The following is a 25,610-nucleotide window of genomic DNA, read 5'->3' as shown; positions in this document are numbered from 1 at the left end:
GATGAGCAGTATGTCAACTTCGCGCGATTATCTGGAGTATCTAAACCAAAAGGTCGATATCGCCCCAGTAAACAGTGAAGAAGAATATCAGGCTGCGAGAACCATTGAGTCTTTGATGCAAAGTCACGGCCTTGAGACACGTATGCAGGATTTTGTGGCGCCCCGTCTCGGACAACTGCCATACCGCATCGTGGGTATTTTGCTGTTTGTTGGTGTCTTCTTATCAGGCTTGTTGGGTACGCCAGCAATGGTTGTGGGTATCCTTTTAACACTCGCTACGTTCGCTCTGCTTGCCTTACATCATGCAGGTATAGTTGATTTGCTGGGTGGCCTGGGCGGCAAGATTCAAAGTCAGAACGTCATTGGTATCCACCGTGCTACAGGTCCGCTGGTGGTCAAAGGCAATCGTCCCATTGTGATTGTTGCCCACTACGATACGCCTCGCGAGAACCTGCTGTGCAATGAGCCTTTTGCACGTTGGCAGCCTTTGCTGCGCAAGTATGCTCCTCAAGCAAGTTGTCTTGCGGTGTTTTTTAGCATTGTGCAGTCCTTTGGTTTTATTCCTTCTGCTGCGCGTCACCTTATGTGGGTCATTGCAATTATTTGTGCGCTGCCCCTGTTGATGATTGGCGTTGCCGATTTGCAGCAGCGCTTTGCTCCTTGTACAGAAGGCAGCAATGATAACAAATCCGGTGTAGCTGCCCTTCTTGGCGTGATGTCCATGGTGCACCCTGGAGATGATGAGGCAACAGGTTATGGTGAGCAGCGCGAGCGGCGCGATCGCGCGGCTGCTGAGCGTGCACGAATTGCAGAGAAGGAGGCTGCTGCCGCAGAAGAAGCTGCCCGCAAGGCAGCCGAGGAAGAAGCGCAGCGCTTGCAAGCAGAGGTTGAGCTTGCAGATGCTGACGCTATGACTGCCGATGAAGAACAGGCAACTGCTGCTCAAGAAGAAGCAGCCCCAGACGCTGCTGGTGTCGCTGACGAAGACGCTGAATATGACGACTACGACGAAGACGCTGAATACGATGGCGACTACGAAGAAGACGAGTATCTTGATGCCGAACCCGCAGAGGATGAGGAACGCGAGGACGAACCAGCATATATCGATGAGCTTGAAGAGCAGGAATCTGAAGAAGAGCCTGTGGATGTTGAGAGGGAAAATGCTGAAGATGATGAAGAGTCATCCATTAAGACTTCAGAGGAGCCGGCACCTGTAAAACCTGCGACTCCCATTGAGCATCTCTATGAAGAACCAATTTCGGCTGCTCGAGTGGTGACACGCGAGGCAAAGACCGAGGAAATTCTTGGAGTCCGGCACGGGCAAGAGACTCTTGAAGCGCTGCACATTCTTCCGGCGAGTTGCGAGATTATTTATAAGCTCTCCGAGACAGTTGAGAATAACAACGATGAGGACACGCAGGAGAAAGATATTACTTCTGACGCACAGTCCTATCAAGATGCAGAGGAGTCCTACGAAGAACCAGAATTTGATGCTGAGGAATATGACGAAGAGTATTACGACGAAGAAGACGATGGTTATCTAATGCCCGATGAGGTCCAGCCGCAAGGTATGGGCGCTCGCATTCAGGGATTCTTTACGCATATAAAAGATAGTATTTCTGCTCACAGACCTCTTAAGTCCGAGCAATATGAAGAGGAGTTGGGCTATGAGGACGCCTCTATAGACGAGCAAGGCTATATTCAGGACAACAATGAGCCTGCTGAAGATGGGTACGCCGAAGATGGCCATCCTGATGAAGACCTTGGATCAGAGGAAGATTTTGATTCTCGCGACAGCGAATACTCCGATGACGAAAATTCCGAACCTGTGACAAGCCAGCGTGATGAGGACGAATACGACGAGTACCAGTATCTCGATGCCATTATCGAGGAAGAAATTCCTGAAGATGAAGATGTTATTGAAGAAGCAGCACCTGAACAAGCTGACGAGGCTTCCGATGATCTTGTTGACGCAAGCGACGAAATAGATGACGAAGCTACTGACGAGGTCAGTGATGCAACCACAGATGAGGCAAGTGATGCAGCCACAGATGAGGCAAGTGATGAAGTGACAGACGAGTCAGCCGATGGTGCCACAGACGAGGGCAGTGACGCAGCCGCTGAAGAGGCAGGCAATGAAGCTGATGATGGGGAAGAGGCTGTAGAGGCTTCTATGGAGACCCGCGTGACGCCACGCATCCAAGAAGATGCCGATGGCACTCTGCCGTTTGTTCCCTTAGGTAAGCTGGCAGATGGCCAAGAAGTTGACGAGCACGCTGATACCAAAGACCCGTCAGGTTTGGATACCTTAGCCACAGACGAGACAGTTGTTTCTTCCAGGCTGTCTGATGCGCAATCCGAGCCAGCCGCCCTTGATGATCCCAACTGGGGTAAGTCTAATTTCAGACCAACTGTAAGCAACGTGGCTCGACGTGCTGTGCTTTTTGACTTGCCCGATCCTTTAGGTGATGAGGACGAAGTTGATCCTTTAGCTGATGAGCTCGAGTCAACAGCAAAGACATCTCGCCGTCGTATGAGTGAGGCTGGTCAGCAGGCTCGCGCAGCGATTGATGCTGCTGCTCAACGTACAAACAACGCGCAAGTAGATGCGCAGGAGCAGGATATCGTGCCTCAATCATTAACAACTTTGCACGCCCCAGCCTCTCAGGAGGAGAAGCCTAAAAACAAGCGTCGGCGTGGCTTGTTCCGCCGTGCCAACAAAGTCGAAGAAGAGCCCGAATCTTTGGGTGACTGGCTAGGCGTTGGTGATGATTACGATGCTAAAAAAGATGGCCGCGCCATTGGTAGCTGGGAACATTTTGATGATGACGAAGGTGGCAAGCCTCGCCCCAACAATAGTTGGAAGGGCGGCGCTACAAGGCGCGAGGGCAAGCGTGCCAACGAAGATGATGTGCGGGTACAAGAAGAGCTCCGCGATAGCATTTTGGCTATGGGTGATGACGAACTGCTTGCCCATGACATCTGGTTTGTAGCACTAGGCGGCTCGTATGCAGACCATGCGGGTATGAAAGCTTTCCTTGCAGAAAATCGTCGTAATGCGCGCGGGTCCTTTGTGATAAATCTCTCCTGTGTTGGTGATGGAGAGTTGACGCTGTTGACTGAAGAGGGCCAGGCAAATTCTCGTAAAGCCGACCGCCGTCTTTCTCGCCTCATAGGTCAGATCGCCGATGATCTTCACATTGAGCTTGGTCGCAGCAAGCACGACTGGGAGGATACTGACGCCACACCTGCTATGCGTGCGAGAATGCGTGCCGCAACAATTTGTGGTCTTACTCCTGATGGTACTTTGGCACTTTCTCAGGTACCCGACGATGATCCTGATGAGGTGGATCCTGCACAAGTCAATTTGGTTGCCGAGCTTGTCGCGGAAGTTATCCGTAGATCATAAGGCTTTGCAGCTATGAGTGTTTAGTTCCTAAGCTGTGAGCACGTTTTGACCTCCAAGCCCTTTGTTTGAGAGCTTGGAGGTTTATTGTTGCTGCTAAACAATAAATTGCGAGCTCGACCAGCGTGTCCCACCCCTAGATGTATGGCAGACCTACACAGGTCTCCACCGCGCAGGCCTGATTTACAAAAAGGTAGGCAAGGCATACTACGCCTAGTTTTTTGTTGGTTTAGTTTTCTTCTTCCGCACTCGACAGCAAGAAACATAGCCTTCTCCTTTTTGTTGGAAAGATGACTCTACACCTGTCAACTTGGATTTAGCTTGGATGATAGCTGCCCGTAACTGCACAAACACTGGATGGTTGCTGATGGCAGTCTGCAAATATCCCGCATCTAGCCCCTGCAACTGACGTGGCAATCACGTGCGTTTGACCGAAAGCTCGCGCGAGTTTCTCTCCTTGTGATAAAATTTCCACGCAATGCGGGCATCGCCAAGTGGTAAGGCAATGGCTTCCCAAGCCATCATCCGCGGGTTCGAATCCCGTTGCCCGCTCCATACATGTTATCGGGCCCTTCGGGGCTTGTTTTGTGTCTACGGTACCTAGGTAAGATAGCTAGATTTTTGGGGCACACTAGTAACGGAAAAGAAGTATCGGAAAGATAGTACAAGAGGGGAGAAGGAGATGCCTGAAATCCCTATGACCTCGCAAGAGTGCAGGCGAGCAATCGAGGGTCTTTCGCAGCAAATTGAAAACTATGCAAAGCTGTTGGTTCATGTGGGCTGTTCGATTAAGCCAGGTCAAGAGTTTGTGGTTTCTACTCCTGTTGAGTGTGCTGACTTTGCTCGCCGTGTAGTTAAAGCGGGCTATGAGGCGGGCGCTGGTCACGTTACGGTGATTTGGGCCGATGATGCGATTACACGCATGGAGTATGAAAACGTCGATATCTCTTGGTTTGAACACACACCCAGCTGGAAACGTGAGCAGCTTAACAGTCTTGCTGAAGCGGGTGCAGCATTTCTTTTTCTTGAGGGCACTGATCCTGCAATATTAGCAGGTATAGATCCTGCAAAACCAGCTGCTGCACACCGTTCACGCAACCTTGAATGTAAATCGTTTCGCGATGGTATGGACTTTGGTCGCAATGTGTGGTGTATCGCGGGCGTACCGGTTGAGGCATGGGCAAAGAAGGTCTTTCCCGAGGTTTCTGCGGAGGAGGCGGTCTATCATCTGTGGGTGGCAATTCTGTCCGTTGCTCGCTCAGATGGCAGTGACCCTCAGGGTGCTTGGGAAACACATAACGCTACCTTTGAAAAGAACAAGCGCCTGCTTAATGCCGCAAAATACGACCGGCTGCGCTATCGTTCTTCTAACGGAACCAATTTAATTGTAGGTCTGAATCCAAAGGGGATTTGGGAGGGCGGTGCAGGTCGTACCAAGGACGGTACAGTTTTCTTCCCCAATATTCCCACCGAGGAAGTCTTTACGACACCTGACCGTATGCGTGTTGATGGTATCGTGTACTCTGCCTTGCCACTGGTCCATGCTGGCCAAATCGTGCGTGATTTCTGGTTGCGTTTTGAGGCTGGTCGTGTTGTTGAGTTTGACGCCGCTGAAGGTAGAGAGGTGCTTGAGCACATCATCAAAACGGATGAAAATTCATGCCGCCTAGGTGAGTGCGCATTAATTTCTAAGAGCACGCCCATTAGGCAGTCAGGCTTACTTTTCTACGATACGCTCTACGATGAGAATGCTAGCTGTCACCTTGCGCTGGGTATGGGCTTCCCCGAATGTATCGAAGGTGGCCTTGAAATGGACAAAGATCAACTTGTTGCCGCAGGTGTCAATCAAAGTGCCACTCACGTAGACTTTATGATTGGCTCTGACGACATGGATATTTGGGGCGTGAGTAAAGATGGCTCTGAAACCCCTATCTTTGTTTATGGTCAATGGTCTTGGGAAAGCTAGAGTTACCACAACACCACGGAGGTATGTCATGCGAGCCTATGAAAGGCTATTAAAATACGTAAGCTACTCAACTGGATCTAATCCCGAAGCGAATGAAGTACCAAGTAACCCGGATGAGTTTATTTTTGCTCGCGATTTAGCTGCAGAGATGGAAACCTTGGGTTTTGTGGATGTTCATGTCGATGAGCACTGTTATGTACGTGGCACTATCCCTGCAAATATTGAGAATTACGATGGTCCTGTCCTTGGTCTTATTGCTCATATCGATGTATCGAACGCAGCTGCTTATACCGATATTAAGCCTCAGGTGATTCACTATACAGGCGGTGACCTCGTACAAGATGCACAGAAAGCTTATGTGGTGCGTCGCGATGACTACCCCTTTTTGACTCGCTATGAAGGGATGGATATTGTAACCTCTGACGGCACCACCTTACTCGGCGCCGATGATAAAGCAGGCGTGTCGGAGATTATGACCCTAGCCGAACGCTTACAGGCTGATCCTACCCTTAAGCACGGCACTATTGAAGTCTGCTTTACTCCCGATGAAGAAATTGGTCGAGGTAGTGATTTCTTTGATGTTGCGGGATTTAATGCTGATGTGGCCTATACCGTTGATGGTGAAGCGTTTGGTGAGGTGCAGGGTGAGACCTTCAACGCATTGAGTGCGACGGTGCGCATCAACGGCTTTAGCATCCATCCTGGTTCAGCAAAAAACATGATGAAGAATGCCTGTCGTATTGCCTGCGAGTTTGATGGTTTGATTCCTGATAGTGAAACTCCTGAGCACACCGAGGGCTACGAAGGCTTCTATCACCTGATCGAAATGAAGGGCGATGTTGAGCGGATGGATTTGGACTACATCATCCGTGACCATGACTTGGCTTTAGCACACAGACGCGCTGAGCACATGCACAGAATCGCTGAGTTCCTCAATAGCAAGTATGGTGAAGGCACCGTTGAGGTCGATATTGAAGAATCCTACAGAAATATGATTGAGATTATCAACAAGCATTCCCGTCTCTTAGAGCTGCCTATTCAGATTTTGAAGGATATGGGTGTTGAGGCAGATACCAGCCCTATTCGTGGCGGCACTGATGGCGCAACGCTCTCCTTTAAGGGCTTGCCTTGCCCCAATCTCGGTGTTGGTGGTCACAACTTCCATGGGCGCAAAGAGTTTGCGGTTGTTCAATCGATGGACTCTGTTGTCGAGCTACTCGTCCGTTTGGTTCAAGCAATTGCCAAGGAACCCAAGACCTTGTAGTAGGTTTACACGAAAAAAATTCATATCAAGCTAGTTGTTCGTATCATAAAAGCCTTAGGCGTGGTAAAATCGCCACGCGTAACAAAACGCAAGGGTCGTTAGCTCAGTTGGTAGAGCAGGGGACTTTTAATCCCAAGGTCGTGGGTTCGATTCCCACACGACCCACCAGAAAACACGAGGTCAGGGCTTCGGCTCTGACCTTTTCTCTTGTCAAAGTGACATATGGTGACAAAAAAGTGACACATAGCGGTAGAGAGGGAAAATGTGTGGTCCAACGCACATACATGCGTTTAGCCAACGATGAGCGAGCGACAACTCCTCAAGAGTGATTTCGGTCCTTTTTTGCATTTCTGTCCGCAAAAGGTTCACTGTTTATCATCCTCTCCTAAAAATCTGAACTCACCACCCTTTGCTCCAGAAAATGTCGAGTAAACATACACACTATTATTGCAATAAATAGCATTTTACCAGTTAATAAAATAAATCAGTAAACTATATACCGAATAGTGTGTATGTTTTTGCGGCCAAAAAACAAAAATCAAATTCTTCAAGGCCGCTCTTTTTGCAGGTCAAAGCGCTAAGAATTAAAGGAGTTTTTATCCTTATGAGTAGAGACACTCATAAACCTGCAGGTAAAAAGGGGTGTTTTTGAATCAGATTTCCCTACCGTGGAGACAGGGCATTTTTTGTATTTCTGTATATAGGTACTAAATGTCGCAGAAGCAGCTTTGCGCCTCTTAAACGCGCTCTGAGCGCTTGGTTTTTAGCAGGAACATCGCCGCATACGCGAGATATGTGTTGCCCTCATAGTCAAACTGAGCTTTGCATATAGGATATGCTGCACTGTCTAGACTTTTCATTTGCTGCGCTAGAATTGATACGCAGGATACCTCGGTGAAAGGATGCAGATGATCGGTCGCTATACCCGCCCTGAGATGGGAGACATCTTTGAGCTTGAGAACAAGTATGCCATCTGGCAAGAAATCGAAGTGTTAGCCTGCGAAGCTCAGGCAGAGCTGGGCGAGACGGGTATTACATCCGAAGAAGCTGCCTATATTCGTGCTCATGCAAAATTTAATCGCGAAGAAGTAGACGCAATTGAGGCAGTTACCAACCACGATGTCATTGCGTTTTTAACTAACATGGGCTCCTATATTGATAGAGATGTTCCCAACGGCGAGCCAAAGCCGAGTCGTTGGGTTCACTTTGGAATGACAAGCTCCGATCTTGGTGATACTGCGCTTTGTTATCAGCTAACCCAAGCTACTGAGCTGCTCATTGAAGATGTGCGTCAGCTGGGCGAGATTTGTCGCCGCCGCGCTTTTGAAGAGCGACACACTCTTTGCGCTGGGCGTACTCACGGTATCCATGCTGAACCGATGACGTTTGGTATGAAGTTTGGTAGCTGGGCGTGGGAACTTTATCGCGATTTACAGCGCTTGCAAGATGCGCGTGCCAACGTTGCCTTTGGTGCAATTAGCGGGGCTGTGGGTACGTATTCTTCCATTGATCCTTTCGTAGAGCAGTATGTCTGTGAGCATCTTGGTCTTACCGTAGACCCTCTATCTACCCAGGTGGTTAGTCGCGATCACCATGCCTATCTTGCGGGTGTTCTTGCAACCACCGCAGCTACTTGTGAGCGTATTGCTACTGAGGTCCGAAATCTTCAAAAAACCGATACGCTTGAAGCAGAAGAGCCTTTCCGCAAGGGACAAAAAGGCAGTTCAGCTATGCCTCACAAGCGCAATCCTATTACGGTTGAGAAGGTGTGTGGTCTTAGCCGCGTGGTCAAAGCAAACGCCCAGGTCGCTTTTGATAATGTTGCGCTTTGGCACGAGCGCGATATCTCGCATAGTTCTGCCGAACGTGTCGCAATGGCTGACTCTTTTATTGCGCTTGACCATATGTTCCAATGCCTCATTCGCATCATCGATGGCTTGATTTTGTATCCAGAGCAAATGAAGGCAAATCTCAACAAAACACGCGGCCTCATCTATTCTTCCAAAGTTCTACTTGCTTTGGTGGAGACGGGCATCACGCGTGAAGCTGCCTATGCCATTGTTCAGCGCAATGCTATGGATACCTGGCATGATGTGCAGCAAGTGCGCCAAGGTCCCAGTTTCCGCGAACGTCTTGCAGCTGATCCCGAGTGCACGCTGAACGCGGAGCAGCTTGACGCGATCTTTGATCCACGAGCATTTCTCAAGCGCTCAGACATTCTATTTGACCGTCTGGAAGATTTGAGCTTTTAGTTTTTGCTGGTAAAAGGGGAGAGACATGCCTTTCAAAAAACGGCCTGGCATTACACGCCGCGGCCTGTTCAAAGCAACTGCAACCACAGGCGTGACTGCAGGAGCCATAAGCATTCTTGCTGGCTGCTCTCATTCCGGCGATGAGGATGTTAAAGCCCCTGTCATCGTAGATAAAAACAAGGCTCACTATGTCATCAATCCTGAAACCAACGAAAGTGTCTACTCTGTTACTGACCTGCCCATTAGCGAGGACAAAACCTATAACCTTCCTCTCGGTAGCGTGCTGCGTCCGGGTGATGGTGATTGGCTTGCAATGACCTCAGTGGGAACCACTTCAAAGCCTGCAATTTTAGGCGCAGCCCTCAGCGTATCTGCGGGTACCGTGTCCAACGTGGTTACCTCTACCGTCACAGACGATACGCCAAGTATTGCAATTTTTGATGTGCGTTGTTCTGATTCGACATATGCTTGGGTCGAGATGGATCTGCTTACCAAGTCTTGGGCGCTCTATGCTGCACCTTTTTCTAACGGTGAGCTTACTGGTACAAGCACAACCCTATGGAAGGTCAACTCAAACTGGGATCCCCCGCGCATGGCGGTCGTTGGAGATAAGGTTATTTGGCAAGTTATGCCGTCCAAGACAAGCACTAAAACCACGGAGAATTCTCGCTGCTACCTATGGAAGCTCGGCTCATCTGAAGCTCGCGTGGTGGTTGAGTCTCCTGGTCGTTTTGCAACAGGCCCTGAGGTTTCGGGCAATACTGTTACCATGTCACCGCGCGTGCATGCATCCAAAGGAGTCTTTTATGGCATTACGGCATATTCCCTCGACGATAATCTCAAAACTATCGTAGACCAGCTAGTGCTTCCCCAAAGCGTAAGCCCTATGTTTGCTGTACGTATAGGCGAGAAATTTGTTTTCTCTATTGAGGCCAGCTATGCTGCGGGTGGTCTTCTTGCATCAATGGGCACTTATATTGGTTCAAGTGATGGATCTTTTGTTGTATTGCCGCGCGAGCCCGCTGCTGAGGTTGCGGGAAAAGATGGCCTCTATATTGTGAAGAGTCGCTCGTCTTACTTTGTTATTGATACGGAGAAAGAGCGCTACTCAGTCCTATCGGCTGCAGATCGTACGGTAGACTATGGTGATTTTCCCGCCCGCGATGGAGAGTGCAAGACCTTCGTCAGCTTTGCGACGGTCAAAGATGCCACAACAGGCTACCCCGCGTCGGTTGCAGTACGTACTTTTCAGCTTTAAATACAGCTAGCTTAAGCTATCGCTTAGAAAAATTCGTAGGATTATTACCAAGGCATATCTTTCCAAGAACGCGCAGGCGTGCTAAGATATGTGGTAATTCTGTGGGTGTTTTGCGAAGATTGGAGCCTCGGACGTGTCTATATCAACCGAGGCTTAACAAATTGAAACTGAGGGGAGCGACATGGCAGCTGATGAAAAGAGGATTCTACTCGTTGAGGACGAGAAGACCATTCGCGATGCTGTTGCGGCGTACCTTGAGCGCGAAGGCTATGCTGTACGTGGTGTTGGCGATGGTCAAAGTGCTCTTGAAGAATTTGAGAAGCATTCGTTTGATTTGATTGTGCTTGACTTGATGTTGCCCAAACTTTCAGGCGAGCGTGTTTGCCGTACCGTCCGTGAAACCTCCAACGTGCCCATCATTATGCTGACAGCAAAAGGTGAGGTAGAGGATCGTATCATTGGCCTTGAGCTTGGTGCGGATGACTATCTGATCAAACCCTTCTCACCACGCGAGCTCGTTGCCCGCGTGCGCGCCTTGTTGCGTCGTGCGCACACCGAAAATGAACCCGCACTTGAGGTGCTTGACTTTGGAGATTTGGTTATTGATATCACGGGCCACAAGGTGCTTATCGACAACCAAGAGGTGGATCTGACGGCCTCTGAGTTTAAGCTGCTCACGACGCTTGCCCGCTTCCCTGGTCGTGTATATACGCGCATGGAACTCGTTGAGAAAGTCCTTGGCTACGATTTTGAGGGTTATGAGCGCACCATCGACTCTCACGTCAAGAACCTTCGTGCCAAGCTGGGTGACGACCCCCGTCATCCCCGTTGGCTCTATACCGTTCATGGTGTTGGCTATAGGTTTGAGGCGCCAAGCAAGTCTGATGACGAGGCGGCGAACTAAGTCTTGTCAGACCTCTTTGACGTAGGCAGAGGTAATGAAAGCAGGTCCCACGAAGATTCACGTCGTGGGACCTACAATACTATGCGTCCCGAACCGCAATCGCGTCCATCAGGTTCATTTCAATTACGTACCGCAGTCCTTTTTGCTGTCACTGCCATCATGACGGCAGTTGTGCTCTCGATGGTACTCGCCTATGTATGGGAGGATCAGTTCCAAGGCTACGCACGTAGTAATATGGAGCGCATTGTACGCTCTACAGCAGATACGCTTGGCGCCCACTACGATCAAGTGGGCGGTTGGAGTGCCGATTCAGAGACTTTCATCAAAACCATCGTTGGTGAATATGGGCAAATTGGTATTTTGGTACAAGACTCTACGGGCCGCAAAATTTATGACAATGCTGACAAAAGCAATAGCAAAGCAGAGCATGAAAAAGTCACCAAGTCTTTGAGTGCGGTGACCGCAAAAGTGAAAGCTAGCAGCGGTCGCGAGGTGGGTACGGTACGTATGTGGGCAAGAGACTCAAGCTCTTTGCTTACCGAGACAGATGCACGATTTCGTACGGATTCCTATAACGCAATTGTATGGGCAGCGCTGATTGCTGTGGCAATTGCCCTGGTTATGGGTGTGTTTTTCTCACGTTCGCTCGTGCGACCGATTAACCGCATTACCTCAACGGCACGCCAAATTCGCAACGGTGATCTTACGGCGCGCACGAGACTTTCAGGGGATGACGAGATTGGTCGTCTCGGTGAAACGTTTGACGAGATGGCAACAGGTCTCGAGCGTGACATCAAGCACGAGCGTCGTCTTACGGGAGATGTTGCCCACGAGCTGCGTACGCCCCTGATGGCAATTCAGGCTACGGTGGAGGCAATGCAAGATGGCGTCCTGCCTGCCGATGAAGAACATTTACAGACAGTGGATGATGAGGTATGCCGGCTGTCTCGTCTCGTTGATGCAATGCTGCATCTTTCGCGTCTTGAAAACGGCAAAACGCGATTCCATCCCGAACATACCGACATTGTTTATCTGGTACGCAGTTTGATATCAATGCAGGAGCGTCTCTTTGCTGGTAAGGGCCTACGTCTTGCTTTTGACGATAAGACGCCACACCACGAGCTTTATGCCGATGTGGATCCTGATGGTATTCGTGAGGCGATCACCAACCTTATGTCCAACGCTATGCGCTATACGTCTGAGGGTGGTTGGGTGTTGGTGACGGTGGAGTCTGACCGCGATGACGTGCTGATTTCTGTGCGTGATACAGGTATTGGTATTGCAAAAGAAGAAATCCCCAAGATCTTCTCACGTTTTTGGCGTTCAGCTGCAGGACGCGAGCGCGCCTCGGGAGGTCTCGGCGTAGGACTTGCTATTACCAAAGGGATTATTGACCTACATAATGGCACCATTTCTGTAAAATCCGAATTGGGGCATGGCACCACCTTTACCATGCGTATTCCTACCGATCAGTCTCGTCATGGTCGCAAGCAGGATTCTACCGAGGAATAGGAATGTTCCACTAAGAAATAGAAAAGCTGCAAAAGGGCTGCGCTGGCTGCAAAAAGGCTGCGCAGCGAGCTGTTTGCAGAACAAGGATGCATTACAAAAAAGCAGGTCAGACGTATTGCCTGACCTGCCGTATATGCTGGTGACCCCGGGCGGATTCGAACCGTCGACACCAGGTTTAGGAAACCTGTGCTCTATCCCCTGAGCTACGGGGCCGTGCGTAAGGGTCATTTTATCACCTGTTGGCACGCAATGCCGTCGCGGCTTTGACCCAAATGGGAACTACTTTGCGTCTTTATCCTTCTTGTTGCGCGTAGACTTCTCGGGAGCGTCCTCATCAAGATATGTCGCAGCATACTGTAAAATGCGCCTGTCTGACATACGTGCGACTTCCGCATCAGCGGCATTGCGCATGGGGCGCACAGAGCGCCAGTCATAGATAAAACCGGCAATAATCAGTGCGTAAGCAGATACCAGCGTAATCACGCTTAGCGTGGCACCAAAGCTACTTTTTTCAGCAGGGAAATAGCGGCTCAGGACCAAAGACAATACTGTCATGCCCATGCCGCCACCAAGCAGGGCCCACCAAATATGCTGGCTGCGTTTATAAGAAGCGTGACCATTCAAGATGGATCGAGCAACGCGCGTGCGCGCATCAGCGATATTGCGCTGGCGGCGACGTTCAGCCTTTTGCTCTTCTTTGGTCATCTCAGACTGAGCTTTCCCCGTCTTGCCGAGCTTGTAATCCTCAGAAGATACAACGCGGACGGCAGCAGCAGCCTCGCGACTGGGCTTTGCACGAGCAGCTGAACTCTTGTATTGACCAAAGCTACTTTTTTTTGCCGCAAGATTGTCTTCTTGTTGATCTGTCTTTGTGTCGGTTGCGCTCTTAGAGAAGGGATTGCCATTGAGTGCGGCTTCTTCGCGCGCGCCGGCTAACGTATCACGCAGTGACATGAGTCTCCTTCATAGGGGTAAAACCTTCGCCAGTAATAATCTGGTATGCCTCTTGATAACGCTTGGAGGTACCCTCAATCACCTTGGCGGGGAGGTGAGGAGGCTCACCAGTCATATCCCAGTTGGCACGCAGCCAATCACGGACGTACTGCTTGTCATAACTTGGCTGAACACTACCAGCAGCATAACCCTCAGCAGGCCAGAAGCGACTGGAGTCAGGGGTAAGGCACTCATCAATTAATGTCAGCTCGCCATCAACCAAACCAAACTCAAACTTGGTATCAGCAATAATAATGCCACGCGTTAAAGCATATTCGGCAGCAGCACGATATAGCGCCAACGAAGCATCGCGAAGCTGAGCAGCCATTTTTTCGCCGACAATTTCTGCACAGCGCTCAAATGAGATATTTTCATCATGGTCGCCGATAGCTGCCTTGGTCGAGGGTGTAAAGATGGGCTCGGGTAGCTGAGAAGCTTCGACAAGACCTTCGGGTAACTTGATACCGCAAACCGTGCAGTCCTGATCGTAGGTCTTTTTACCAGAACCGGTGAGATAGCCGCGCACAATGCACTCAATAGGCAAAGGCTGCGCTTTACGAACAAGCATAGAGCGTCCAGCGAGATAATCCGTATATCCTGCATATTCATCGGGTAGGGCAGCAGGATCAATTGAAACCATGTGATTGGGAATCAAATCCTGGAAGCGCTTAAACCAAAATGCCGAAATGCGGGTAAGAATTTCACCTTTGTAGGGAATCTCGTCAGGCAAGATAAAGTCATAAGCGCTGATGCGGTCGCTTGCGACCATAAGTAACGTATCACCGCAATCATAGATGTCGCGCACTTTACCTTGGGAGTCAGGGCGCATATCCATCGATTCCATGTGAAGATCTCCTTAATACTCAAGCGTAATCATCGTCATTTACGTACCGCATATCGTACAAACGCGCTGATTATACGAGAAATGAGCGCAGAGTTTGTGAGTCTTTTATTTAGTGTGAAGGATCATCACCTTGAGCTGGTCCGGTAGAGACGGTAATGGTGATGGTGGAGCCCACAGAGGCGCTACGACCACCTCCTGGACTCTGGGAGATAACCTTACCCTTCTCTACAGTTGAGCTCGATGCGGTCTCTACACTGACCTCAAAACCCACATCGCCCAGAGCACTCTGAGCTTCTTCTTGGGTAAAGCCTACGACAGACGGAACATCAATAGAAGAAGGACCAGAGGAAACAGTGATGACAATCGTAGAGCCTTTATCGGCCTTTCCCGTGGCAGACTGACGGAACACCACACCTTTAGCAACCTCATCAGAAGCTTCCTCGCGCACATCCACCTTAAAGCCAGCGTTGCTTAAAGTCGCAGTTGCATCGTCTTGACCCATACCAGTTACGTCAGGCACTTTGACCGATTCAACACCCAAAGAAAGCTGGTAGGTAACACTATCGCCGGCTTTTGCCGCAGCGCCCGGTTTGGGATCTTGAGAGACAACTTTGCCTGCTTCTACATCGGGGGAGTAGACACCGTCTCCAGCCTTTGAAACGAGACCTCTACTCAGCAGTGCGTCTTCAGCTTCTTTGGCAGTCATATTGGTAAGATCGGGAACAGATACATCTTCAGCTGGCTTTTCGCCCTTAGAGATAGTGATATTAATTTCTGTATTTTTGGCAAACTGTTTGTTTGCGGCAGGATCTTGGCTCATGACACAACCAGACTCTACCGTGTCGCTGTAGCCCTCACGAACCTCACCCACTTTAAACCAATTTGTGGACTCAATGGTCTCAATGGCATCTTTGCGTGAAAGGTTTGAGAGATTGGGTACCGCCTTGGTGCCACCGCCAGCAAAGATGGTGGTCCAAAGAATCGCGATAACGGCAATAACAAGTGCAATAGCACCCAGTACACCAAAGATAGTGCGACGATTCTTTCGGCGCTCTTCGGCTTCTTGTCGTTCGCGTGCGAGCTCGGTGGCCGAAGTCTGGCGTGCACGCGCAGATGTGGTGCGTACAGGAGTTACACGTTGGGTGGCCGTAGTCGAAGGAGCGCCAATCTGTGCAGTAGCTGTAGCAAGTGGTAATACGGCAGTTGCATTGTTGACTTCCTGAAGCCTACCTGCAAGATAGTCGTGCAACACACGCACTAACTCGTCTGCGCTCTGGAAACGCGCATCAGGGTTTTTTTGCATACACTTGAGAATAATGCCTTCAAGAGAAGGATCAATCGCAGGATTGCGTTGGCTTGGCGGTTGCGGAGTTTCGTTGACCTGCTTGAGCGCAACAGAAATTGCATCGTCTCCATCAAAAGGCACGCTACCTGTTGCAGCTTCGTACATAACGACGCCAAGTGAGTAGATATCTGTGGTGGGACCCAAAGGCTTGCCCTGAGTTTGTTCGGGTGATACGTAGTGAGCTGTACCAAGAACAGAATTATCGGTTGTAAGATGGCTGTTTTTTGCACGTGCAATGCCAAAGTCCATGACCTTGATATTGCCGTCAGGCTGCACCATGATATTTTGCGGCTTGATATCGCGGTGAATGATGTCGTGACGATGGGCTACAGAGAGAGCCTGTGCAATCTGTGAGCCAATCTGAGCAACCTTCTTGCCATCAAGAGCGCCGTGTCTACGGATGCCGCTTTTGAGGTCAGTGCCGCGTAAATACTCCATCACAATGTAATAGGTATCGTTATCTTTACCCCAGTCGTAAACCGAGACGATGTAGGGACTCTGCAAAGCCGCCGCCGCTTGAGCTTCCTGCTTAAAGCGAGCAGCAAAAGACGGGTCGTTGGCATACTGCGGAAGCATTGTCTTGATAGCGACTGTACGGCCCAGCACACGGTCGAGACCGCGGTAGACGACCGCCATCCCACCTGCCCCAACCTTGTCTTGAACTTCATATCGTCCGCCGAGTGTCCTACCTGGCATTTGCAGCTCCTAACTTGCTCGCAGTACGCTTACTGCGTTCTTACATAATCTCACAAGCTTCGCTCTTTGAGCACGAAGCTACGCTACTCACACAGATCAACTGGCGCCCGCCGCCTGTACATTGAGACAAGCAGCAAGCACTTCTCCTGCCACAGTAGTGGCAATGCCGTGAACAGAATTATCATCGACCTGCTCAATGACCACCGAAATAGCAACAGTGGGATTTTTATAAGGAGCAAAACCGATAAACAGCGAGTTAGACCATTTTCCATTGTTAGTTTCAGCGGTACCTGTTTTGCCGGTCACTTGGACTCCACGGATAGCAGCGCCGCCGCCCGTACCTGACTCAACTACGCTTAGCATTGCTTCTTTGAGCTGGTCTGCTGTGGAAGCAGAAAAGACCTTGCCTAGAGAAACTGGCTGAGTCTCAGAGGTAGTTGTACCCTCGTTAGAAACAATGTGATCAATAACATAGGGTTTCATGGCTTCGCCACCATTTGCAACCGCTGCTGCGAGCACTGCATTTTGCATCACCGTGGTGTAGGGGCCATTGTTGCCCTTGTGCTGTCCCACAGGCTGGCCTGCTGCCGCCCAAGCGGTTTCCCATTCGGACATATCGTCAGCTGCGGGCATTGTAGAGGGCAGAGTTGAGAAGTCCTGACCAATAGAGCTGCCATAGCCAGCTGCCTGAGCATAAGAGATAAGATTTTGAGCCCCAATTTGGCTACCTATCTGTGCAAAGACGGTATTGGCAGAGTTTGCAAAGGCAGCCTTAGCACTGAGAGATTCCCATGAATCGTTTGCAAAGTTAGTGACCGCAGCTCCGCCAAAATCCATTGAGGCGGGGGCGGGGTAGGAGGTTTCAAGTGTAGTGCGCTTAAGGTCAAGAGCGGCTCCTAGGGTGAGCGTTTTGAAAGTGGATCCTGGTGCATAGAGTGCACAAGTGGTCCTGTCGACAAGAGGTGAGTTCTTATCGTCAGCTACGATATAACCGCTTTGATCAAAAGAGTAGGTGGGCGAAGAGGCCTTGGCCAATACAGCACCCGTTGAGGGGTCGAGAACAGTAATAGCCCCCACGTATCCTTCGAGCGCACGTTCAGCAGCGCGTTGCATTTGCGAATTAAGGGTAAGCACAACAGACGAGCCCGCATTGGGCACTCCTGCCAGCGAAAGCAGAGCGTTGTGCAGGTTGGAAAAGTCCGCATCACCCTTGAGCGCATCATTTGCCGCAAGTTCGACACCAGTAATCTCTCCGGTGGAAACAAAGCCAACGGTGTGTACCGCAAGAGAACCCTGGGGATGGTTGCGTTGATAGCTACCATCAGCCTGCAAGACCGATTCTGCAAGTGTAACCTCATCGGAAGTCACAATAGAACCACGTTGGACACGACGAGCTTTGAGTGCCGTATGGGTGTTGTATTGATCGTGCTGTAGGGTTTCAGCATGAATGACTTGCACATAGGTGAGGTTGGCAATGAGTGCAGCAAACATGAGGGAAAACACGGAGACAATCACGGTGAGTCGTTTGCCCAAAGCAACACGACCAAGCACGCCAGATTCGGGTGTGAGCATGTCATAGCGTCCACGGGCATGTGCGCCATGCACTACTGAAGAAGCGGTGCGGGCACCGTTGAGAGCAGGATTTGTGCTGGTATTAAATTTAATTGAGTCAGAAGTTTCTACCTGGACGCCGTGCCCGGTACCTTCATCTCCTGCGCGTAGCAAAAGACCAATGATGATAAAGCTAGCCAGTAAAGAACTGCCACCCTGACTCATAAAAGGCAGCGTAACGCCGGTAAGTGGCAACATTTTGGTGACGCCACCCACAATAACAAAAGCCTGAACGGCAATAGCTGCGGTAAGTCCTGCCGCAGTAAATGCGGAGACATCAGAACGTGCGCGCGCCGCAGTAGCAAGGCCACGCACCGCCAGCAGCAAATAACAAATCAGTACAGCGGAGGCACCCAGCAACCCCATCTCTTCTCCGATAGCAGCAAAAATAAAGTCAGATTGAACAAAAGTAACAGTCTGGGCCGCCAGACCCTTACCGATGCCTGTGCCTGTCATGCCACCGTCTGCCAACGAGTAGAGCGATTGCAAAATTTGCATGCCGCTACCCCAGCGATCTTGGGTAGGGTCAAGCCACATATATACACGAGTTTGTACGTGTCCAAAAAACCTAAAGCAAAAAACGCCGCCAATAGCGAGCAACAAAAAGAAGAAAATGACATAGCTTGGACGCCCGGTGCAAACAAAAAGCATGAGCACAAAGAAACTAAAGAACAGCAAGGCGCTGCCTAGATCGCGTTCAAAGACCACGACCAAAAGCGAGATGCCCCACATGACCAACATAGGTGCCAGCATGCGTGGGCGGGGGAGCGCAAGTGGTCCGATATGGCGCATGGAAGCAGAGAGCATCTCTCGATTTTCTGCGAGATAAGCTGCAAGGAACAAGATGATAAGAATTTTTGCAAGCTCACCGGGCTGGAAAGAGAAAGGTCCCAAGCGTAGCCAGAGGCGTGAGCCGTTGATTTCAGTACCAAAGATCATTGGGATAAGGAGCAGCACAATACCTGCAATACCTAGGGTAAATTTGTATTCCGCCAGCTGGTCGAGGCTGGGTACGAAATAGAGTGTGGCTACCATTGCTGCAACTGAGACAAAGAGCCATATGACTTGGCTGTTTGTTTGGCCTCCCGTGAGACGTGATACAAAGGTGATACCAATGCCGGAGAGCACAAATACCAAAGGTAAAATCACAGGGTCTGCTGCAGGGGCAAGCCTGCGCACAGCAAGATGCGCGCCGGTAAAAGCAATAAGAAGACCGAGGGGTACAGCAAACGCTGAGACACTCAAAGTGACCTTGTTAGAGACCAAATACATGGCATAAAGCAGGCCTACCGGTACGGCAGCAAGGAGCAGTAATAGCAATTCTGTATTGCGTCTGCTGTTGATTTTTTGTTCCCGCATCCTTATTCACCTGCCTCAGAAGTATTTGCGCTGCTTGTCTTACTGTCCTCACCCAGAGGTACTGCGGGATTGTCGGGAGAAATACCTTCTTGTTCGACTTTCTCCTTGGTTTCCGCTGTTTGGTCGAGAGTCTTTGTAGTGCTTTCCATATAAGCATTTATCTTGGCATAGGCATCTTTGTAACTTTCTGCTGCAACGCCTTCATGTTCTAAGCGAGTGCGCGTTGCCTCATCAGCAATTTCGGAGGTTTGCACATCTGATGTTTCCACCCATTCATTAAGGGGGAGGCCAAAAGCGTAGTCATTCCAACCTCGATAAATTGCAATGCGCCCGTTATGATCTTTGAGGAAGTAAGACGAACGAATTATCAGAGTCATTGACGCCAGCATCAACAGTACAAAGCCAAGAATACAAGCAGTTACGCGTAAGGCATGGCGTTTCTTTTTTGTCCACCGCGCCTCTTCCAAACCATCATCTTCGATATCTACTACCAAAACAGTAACGTTGTCATGGCCGCCCGCAGAAAGTGCTTCGGCAACCAAGCTATCTGCAGCAGACTGAGGGGTAGCACAGGATACGGCCACCGATTCAATCTTTGCATCTTCGATCATGGATGAAAGACCATCAGAGCACAAAATCAGGCGGTCTCCCGTAGAAACATTGATGGTGAAGTGGTCGGCATACATCTCAGGATCAGAACCCAACGCACGCGTGATAACCGAGCGCGAGGGGTGAACTCGCGCCTCATCAGCGGTAATCTCACCCGCATCAACTAACTCCTCTACATAGGAGTGATCGTGTGTGAGACGTACGAGTGTACCTGCATGCAAAAGATAGAGGCGCGAGTCTCCCACATGCGCGATTGCCATTTTGTCACCAATAATAATGACGGAAGTGCAGGTAGAACCCATGCCAGGTTTACCCTTACCCTCTTTGGTAGCATTGATAATAGCAAGATTTGCCGCTTCAACAGTAGCACCTAAGTACACATCGTCCGCTTCATGAGGAGCTTGTTCGGCAAGGGTCTGAGCGGCAATAGAACTGGCCACCTCACCTGCAGCATGTCCGCCCATACCATCACAAACGGCAAACAATGGTGCACGAATAAGAAAAGAATCCTCGTTATGGTCACGTACCAAACCCACGTCAGATCGGACACCCCAAGACAGGCGCGTGGTCGAGCCAGTGGCGGTTTGTGAATCTTCCCGCGAATCCAAGCAAAGCGTATCGTGTCCTGGACTCGTCACAGGAGCTTTTTTCTCTTGGGCTCTCCGGTGGAGTGAGGGTCGCTTTACCGAATTTTTTAGCATGGATAGATTCATAAGGACATCTCACTAGCGTCGGCTAATACGCATGATGGCATCGCCTACCTGTACCTCATCTTCATCCCTTAGCGTAACGGGCTGGTCGATGGGGTGTCCATTTACAAGGGTGCCATTGGTTGATTGCAAATCCTCAAGCACCAAGGCAGGACCCTGAAGGGTATAGCGTGCATGTGTAGCTGAAACAAAAGGCTCATCAATGACGATATCGGATGAAGGGGAGCGTCCCATTACAACTGGTCCCAAGATATCCACACGAAGACCACGTAGATTGGAAGGCCCCTTCTCAACACTTACGGTCCAAATCGCAGCATCCTTGCGTTGTCCGCGCACAAGACCAATACCCGTCTTCATCGTGGTAAAGAGGAACAGATAAAGGAAGGCAACAAGCAAAAGCCTACCAACGAAAAGGACAAGATCAATCATCTTTAGTTCTCCCGGAACTCGAGATTCATCAAGCCGACGGTAATAAGGTCACCGTCGTGTAGAGCACATTCTGTTATGTCAACATCATTTACCAGCGTGCCGTTGGTAGAGTGTAAATCTTTAATACGCCAGCCGCGACCATCCCAAGAAATCTGAGCATGGCGGCGAGACACATTGGGGTCACGCAAAACCACGGCACCTTCACTACGCTCACGGCCAATGATGGCGCTGGGAGCAGAGGCGATATAGCTACGTCCCGATTGATGATCAATCAGAGTGCAGGTGTAGTTACGCTCAGGTTGAGAAACGGGTGCAGCTGCGGGTGTTGCCGCGGGAGCAGGTTGTGCCTGAGGACGCCTTTGGGTCACCGGTATAGACAGAGGCTGGGCTGTAGGTGCAGGGCTGGGAGCGAGCGCATCTGCGTACTGACTATCGACATAGTCTGTAGGGATAACACCTAAGCCAATAGAGTCATCAGTCAAAGGAGAGCCTGATATGGGGATCGCCACAGGATCGGGCACAGGAATAGCGCGCATATGCTCGGAGGCAATGCCAGGTACACGAGAGACGAGCGGAGAAGCAGGTTCTGCTGTAGGCTCAGGCTCAGAGAGCGCAACAGGTACAGGAGCGGCAACGGGAGTGGGTATTACTGTCGGAGCAGGTTTAACTGCAGGAGCTGGCGTAATGACATCATCCCCTTGCTTTCGAGGCTCAGGAACAGTCATCGGAGCCTCTACGGGCTGCTTGAGGACAGCGCGCTTTCGGCGCTTTTTGCTACGAGGAATCTCGACAGCTGAAGCAGCGGCAGAAGCGGCCCCACCCAAGGTAGAAGCACCAGAAAGAAAAGCCTCTTCCTCAATGCGTAAACGATTGAGTGTGCGTGCATCGACATTTTCTGCAAAGACGGCAAACCTACCGCTGCGCAGTGAGGGATCAACCATAAACCGAGCCAGTGGCTTGCCAACAAATACATAGTTGTGACGCTTGCCCTCTTGTTCGACCAAATCAGATAGCTCAGCGGTGAACTGAGGATACAGTGCTCGCATTGTTGCATCATCTGCAGAGGATACAAGGATGGTATAGAGAGCAGGAGCAGTGTTGACCCCGTCAACCACAAAAGTTTCGGCTTCCATCTCGCGGGTAGCGCGGCGGGCGAGCTTGCGAAGAGATATGGGAGCTGTAAAGCCCTGAGGAGCAGCACCAAATACCGTATTCATGCGCTGCTCGAATGTCTTGAAGACGTTCATCTGGACTCCTCGTCCTCGAAATGTCGTGACTCTTGCAAAGCACTGACAAGAGACACAAGTATAGTTAAGAGTACCGCAACACCCACCGTTTCCCACGTGGGGACTGGCCATATGCCGCCATTCTCCATCCGAGCTGCTACAAGTTGGGTGGAGCACACTATGCCACAGCAGCTAATCTGGCCAAGTACAAAGCGCGCACGTGAGGCTTCGGGGCGTCCGATGATGCTTGCGAGGCAGGCTGCAAGCATGCAGCCACCAAAACAAATAAGTGAAGGGATAGAAATAAGCAATGGTAGCTTTGTGGCGGCTTTTGCAAGCTGAAAATTTGCCGGTATTAGTAGGAGTTTGAACTGAGTGAGCAGCCAAGCAAAACCAGCACTTATAGCTGCCATAGGGACATCTGAGTTACAACCTGCAACAGCAGCGGAAGCGGCGTTTTGGCCTAAAGCAGGAGCGACGAGTAGTGCAAGCGATGCTGTCTGAGTATGGAGCTGCTTGAACCACAGCGTGCCAAAACAGGCAATGATTGCAGCTGCTAATAAAATAGACGGCCCGTTGGCCGCAGGTAAAAGAGCAAGTGCAAAGAGCAGGGGAATCAGTAGTCCTGCAAGCGGCATCCAGCATGCTACAGCAGCGGCTACCGCCAAAGCCCCTGGTACTATAGGAACAGTTTGAGTGAAGGGGATATGAGGTAGAAGCTCAGCGGTAAGTATTGCTGCTGCAATTGCTGTGAGTCCACGCACGACTGCCGATGTGAGCCAAGGAAAGCGCACTGCTAGTGGAATGCGTTCACCTTCCCATTCGTCATCATCTAATCCCTCTTCCTGAGAGGTGAGAGAGGCGATAGATGCAGCACCTTCCTCAGGATCACCTAGGCCAAAAGCCATATCATCGGCTACCTGATCAGCATTAGTGGGACGCAGGGCGGGGTCTGCATCAAGGCAGGCCATAATGGTCTGCTCAGTAATTCCTGCAAGGGTAGGGTCTTTTTTGGAGAGACGGGGACGAATGCCGCGGCGAATGGCAAGACCAGATTGCTCAGCAGTATCTGCGGTAAAAGGATTGGCGCCGGTAAGCGCCTGCACCAAGACAACTACCATCGAAAAAATATCAGCTCGTTCATCGACCGTACCGCCCTCGATTTGTTCGGGTGGCATATAGCCTACGGTTCCACCGCGCGCATCTGCGAAACCCGCGGCAGACGAAAGAGCAGCCATACCAAAGTCACATAGTTTTATTTTGCCCTCGTGGGTCAGCATGATATTGGATGGCTTTATGTCTAGATGGAGTACCCCTGCGTGGTGCGCAAACGCCAGCGCTGCACCAAGTTCTCGTGCAAGGTAAGCCACCTCATCGTGGGTGAGTGTGCCGCCCTCAACGCGGGAAAGCAGCTCGGATAAAGTCATACCATCAACGTATTCCATAACGAGATAAGCAACTTGATTCTCAACTGCGAAATCATGTACCGCAACGATGCCAGGATGTTCGAGGCGGCTCGCAGTACGCGCTTCAGAAAGCGCTTCTTCTATGGTGGCATCAGCCTGCGCAATTGTGGCACCAGGAATTTGAGCAGTCTGATTGATGAGTGGTGCCAAGCGCATTCGCTTGATAGCCACGCGGCGCTGCAGGCGAGTATCCCAACAGGCAAGCACCGTGCCAAAACCACCAGTACCACAGCTGCCCATCACGCGATAACGGCGCAAGATCATGGTCTCGGGCATATCGTTTTGCTCGACAGCTTTTTGAGCTGCTGGATAACGTACATGTGTATGAGTGTCAGCAATAGGCACGTTCGCGCGGTCCTTTCTTTGTTTAAGCTGCATTTGAATGAGGCGCGTGTATGTGTCATGAGTATACTGTAAGGCGCAAATGACCATGGAAGGAGACCAATTCACATGACTCAGGCAGAAAAGCCTCTGGTGGGCATCATTATGGGTTCGAAATCCGATATGGCTGTAATGGAGGGCTGCACCCAGCAGCTTGAGGAGCTCGGGGTACCTTATGAGCTCATTATTGCTTCGGCGCACCGCACCCCTGCAAAAGTGCATGAATGGGCATCTACTGCAGCTGATCGCGGCATTCGTGTCATCATCGCAGCAGCAGGTAAAGCTGCTCATCTTGGTGGTGTTGTTGCAGCATATACGCCGCTACCTGTGATTGGCGTACCCATGAAGACGTCTGATTTAGGCGGTATGGACTCCTTGCTATCTATGGTACAGATGCCAACTGGTGTACCTGTGGCCTGTGTGGCAATCGGTGGTGCCAAAAATGCCGCTATCTACGCAACGCAAATCCTAGGTGCTGCTATGCCTGAATGGCGTGAAAAAATAGTGACATTCAAGACGACGATGGCAGAGGTATAGCGTGGCACGTCATATGGGCAGCTCTTCTTCTGCCAACAACAAAACAATGCGTATGGCTGCGTCGATAGAAGAGCCATTGAGCAACCATGCGGTAAGTCCCCTGCCTTCTCATGCGGGCGGTGCAAATAGAGTTCATTCGCAAAGGCCAAACCGCAGATCTAAAGGTCGGCGCATTTTTTCAACCTTGTTGCTTGCGATAGGTATTGTTTTGCTGCTGGTAGCGGCTGGCATGTTTGCTGTGCAGCAATGGGGCTACTACCAACAAGATAAAGTGAATAGCGATCTTGCCGCGCACGTCAAGATTGATGATGTGCCTCGTCAAGGTTCCGAGGTAGAAAAATGTCCCGTGACAGTAGACTGGGCCGCTCTCAAGAAGGTTAACGATGAGGTTGTCGGCTGGCTTTATGTGCCTGGTACTACTATCAATTATCCCATCTATCAGCACTCTGATAACGAATATTACTTACACAATAATGCCGAAGGTACCTGGACTGTTGGTGGGCAGCTCTTTATGGATTATGAAAACACCAAACCAGGTCTTGTAGACAATCAAACCCTGATTTATGGCCATCATCTGCTTAACGGCACTATGTTTGAGCAAATTGCAGCCCTTGATGACCAAAAGAAGTTTGATGAGATAGACACCATCTGGTATGTCACCGAGCAAGGCGCACATCGCCTGAAGCCTGTCTTTATGTATGACACGGCGCGTGAAGATATGGATGCGCGTACGATTAATTTTGCCAGCGCCGATGAATTGCATGAGTTCTTGGCAAAGCGTCTTGATAAGGCGTTGACGCGTCGCGCTGATGCAGACAAGATTGTCTCCAAAGTAGATCACG

At 50.5% G+C, this 25,610-nt stretch carries 17 protein-coding genes and 3 tRNA genes; 11 read left to right on the top strand and 9 right to left on the bottom strand.

Features of this window, described 5'->3' with window-relative positions:
• The first annotated feature begins 10 nt into the window (after window positions 1–10).
• The 9 genes from Q0X25_RS01240 (at window position 11) to Q0X25_RS01200 (ending at window position 12,562) form a co-directional block, all read left to right on the top strand.
• On the top strand, window positions 11–3,409 hold the full coding sequence (locus Q0X25_RS01240) for a hypothetical protein (protein WP_298578551.1): 3,399 nt from the start codon (window positions 11–13) through the stop codon (window positions 3,407–3,409).
• Between the two features lie 477 nt (window positions 3,410–3,886).
• Window positions 3,887–3,961, top strand: a tRNA-Gly gene (locus tag Q0X25_RS01235).
• A gap of 127 nt (window positions 3,962–4,088) precedes the next feature.
• Window positions 4,089–5,372: an aminopeptidase gene (locus tag Q0X25_RS01230; protein ID WP_298578550.1), complete on the top strand. Its 1,284-nt coding sequence runs from the start codon at window positions 4,089–4,091 to the stop codon at window positions 5,370–5,372.
• 28 nt (window positions 5,373–5,400) lie between these two features.
• Window positions 5,401–6,636: a peptidase T gene (pepT, locus tag Q0X25_RS01225; RefSeq protein WP_298578549.1), complete on the top strand. Its 1,236-nt coding sequence runs from the start codon at window positions 5,401–5,403 to the stop codon at window positions 6,634–6,636.
• 92 nt (window positions 6,637–6,728) lie between these two features.
• A tRNA-Lys gene (locus tag Q0X25_RS01220) sits at window positions 6,729–6,804 on the top strand.
• Between the two features lie 740 nt (window positions 6,805–7,544).
• The gene (gene purB, locus Q0X25_RS01215; protein WP_298578547.1) at window positions 7,545–8,888 is read left to right on the top strand and encodes an adenylosuccinate lyase; all 1,344 of its coding nucleotides are present in this window, start codon (window positions 7,545–7,547) and stop codon (window positions 8,886–8,888) included.
• Window positions 8,889–8,913: 25 nt separating this feature from the next.
• Window positions 8,914–10,146, top strand: coding sequence for a Tat pathway signal protein (locus Q0X25_RS01210; RefSeq protein ID WP_298578545.1), 1,233 nt, complete (start codon window positions 8,914–8,916; stop codon window positions 10,144–10,146).
• Between the two features lie 181 nt (window positions 10,147–10,327).
• Window positions 10,328–11,050: a response regulator transcription factor gene (locus Q0X25_RS01205; RefSeq protein ID WP_298578544.1), complete on the top strand. Its 723-nt coding sequence runs from the start codon at window positions 10,328–10,330 to the stop codon at window positions 11,048–11,050.
• Window positions 11,051–11,053: 3 nt separating this feature from the next.
• Window positions 11,054–12,562, top strand: a complete 1,509-nt coding sequence (locus Q0X25_RS01200) for a HAMP domain-containing sensor histidine kinase (RefSeq protein ID WP_298578543.1) — start codon at window positions 11,054–11,056, stop codon at window positions 12,560–12,562.
• A gap of 137 nt (window positions 12,563–12,699) precedes the next feature.
• On the opposite strand, the gene Q0X25_RS01195 is transcribed toward Q0X25_RS01200, so the two are convergent.
• The 9 genes from Q0X25_RS01195 to Q0X25_RS01155 all read right to left on the bottom strand — a co-directional run bounded on the left by Q0X25_RS01195 (window position 12,700) and on the right by Q0X25_RS01155 (window position 24,195).
• A tRNA-Arg gene (locus Q0X25_RS01195) sits at window positions 12,700–12,775 on the bottom strand.
• Between the two features lie 66 nt (window positions 12,776–12,841).
• Window positions 12,842–13,516 (bottom strand): hypothetical protein, encoded by a 675-nt coding sequence (locus Q0X25_RS01190; RefSeq protein WP_298578542.1) that lies wholly within the window; start codon window positions 13,514–13,516, stop codon window positions 12,842–12,844.
• Window positions 13,503–14,399: a phosphoribosylaminoimidazolesuccinocarboxamide synthase gene (locus tag Q0X25_RS01185; RefSeq protein ID WP_298578540.1), complete on the bottom strand. Its 897-nt coding sequence runs from the start codon at window positions 14,397–14,399 to the stop codon at window positions 13,503–13,505. Before Q0X25_RS01185 ends, Q0X25_RS01190 begins: the two co-directional genes overlap by 14 nt.
• A 109-nt stretch (window positions 14,400–14,508) precedes the next feature.
• Window positions 14,509–16,440: a Stk1 family PASTA domain-containing Ser/Thr kinase gene (gene pknB / locus Q0X25_RS01180; protein ID WP_298578538.1), complete on the bottom strand. Its 1,932-nt coding sequence runs from the start codon at window positions 16,438–16,440 to the stop codon at window positions 14,509–14,511.
• Window positions 16,441–16,536: 96 nt separating this feature from the next.
• Window positions 16,537–19,410, bottom strand: coding sequence for an FtsW/RodA/SpoVE family cell cycle protein (locus Q0X25_RS01175; protein ID WP_298578537.1), 2,874 nt, complete (start codon window positions 19,408–19,410; stop codon window positions 16,537–16,539).
• A 2-nt stretch (window positions 19,411–19,412) separates the two neighbouring features.
• Window positions 19,413–20,657 (bottom strand): Stp1/IreP family PP2C-type Ser/Thr phosphatase, encoded by a 1,245-nt coding sequence (locus tag Q0X25_RS01170; RefSeq protein WP_298578536.1) that lies wholly within the window; start codon window positions 20,655–20,657, stop codon window positions 19,413–19,415.
• Between the two features lie 87 nt (window positions 20,658–20,744).
• Entirely contained in the window at window positions 20,745–21,158 is a 414-nt protein-coding gene (locus tag Q0X25_RS01165) for an FHA domain-containing protein (protein ID WP_021734568.1), read from the bottom strand.
• A 2-nt stretch (window positions 21,159–21,160) separates the two neighbouring features.
• On the bottom strand, window positions 21,161–22,405 hold the full coding sequence (locus tag Q0X25_RS01160) for an FhaA domain-containing protein (protein ID WP_298578535.1): 1,245 nt from the start codon (window positions 22,403–22,405) through the stop codon (window positions 21,161–21,163).
• The gene (locus Q0X25_RS01155) at window positions 22,402–24,195 is read right to left on the bottom strand and encodes a serine/threonine-protein kinase (RefSeq protein ID WP_298578533.1); all 1,794 of its coding nucleotides are present in this window, start codon (window positions 24,193–24,195) and stop codon (window positions 22,402–22,404) included. Before Q0X25_RS01155 ends, Q0X25_RS01160 begins: the two co-directional genes overlap by 4 nt.
• A 105-nt stretch (window positions 24,196–24,300) precedes the next feature.
• Here Q0X25_RS01155 and purE point away from each other — a divergent pair, with 105 nt between their 5' ends.
• Both purE and Q0X25_RS01145 read left to right on the top strand, forming a co-directional pair.
• Window positions 24,301–24,768: a 5-(carboxyamino)imidazole ribonucleotide mutase gene (purE, locus tag Q0X25_RS01150; protein WP_298578532.1), complete on the top strand. Its 468-nt coding sequence runs from the start codon at window positions 24,301–24,303 to the stop codon at window positions 24,766–24,768.
• Between the two features lies 1 nt (window position 24,769).
• Window positions 24,770–25,610, top strand: an 841-nt coding sequence (locus tag Q0X25_RS01145; RefSeq protein WP_298578531.1) for a class B sortase, incomplete at its 3' end; no start/stop codon positions are given.

It is taken from the genome of uncultured Olegusella sp., from assembly GCF_947253395.1.
GTDB lineage: Bacteria > Actinomycetota > Coriobacteriia > Coriobacteriales > Atopobiaceae > Olegusella.
This window is presented reverse-complemented; position numbering and strand designations above follow the sequence as displayed.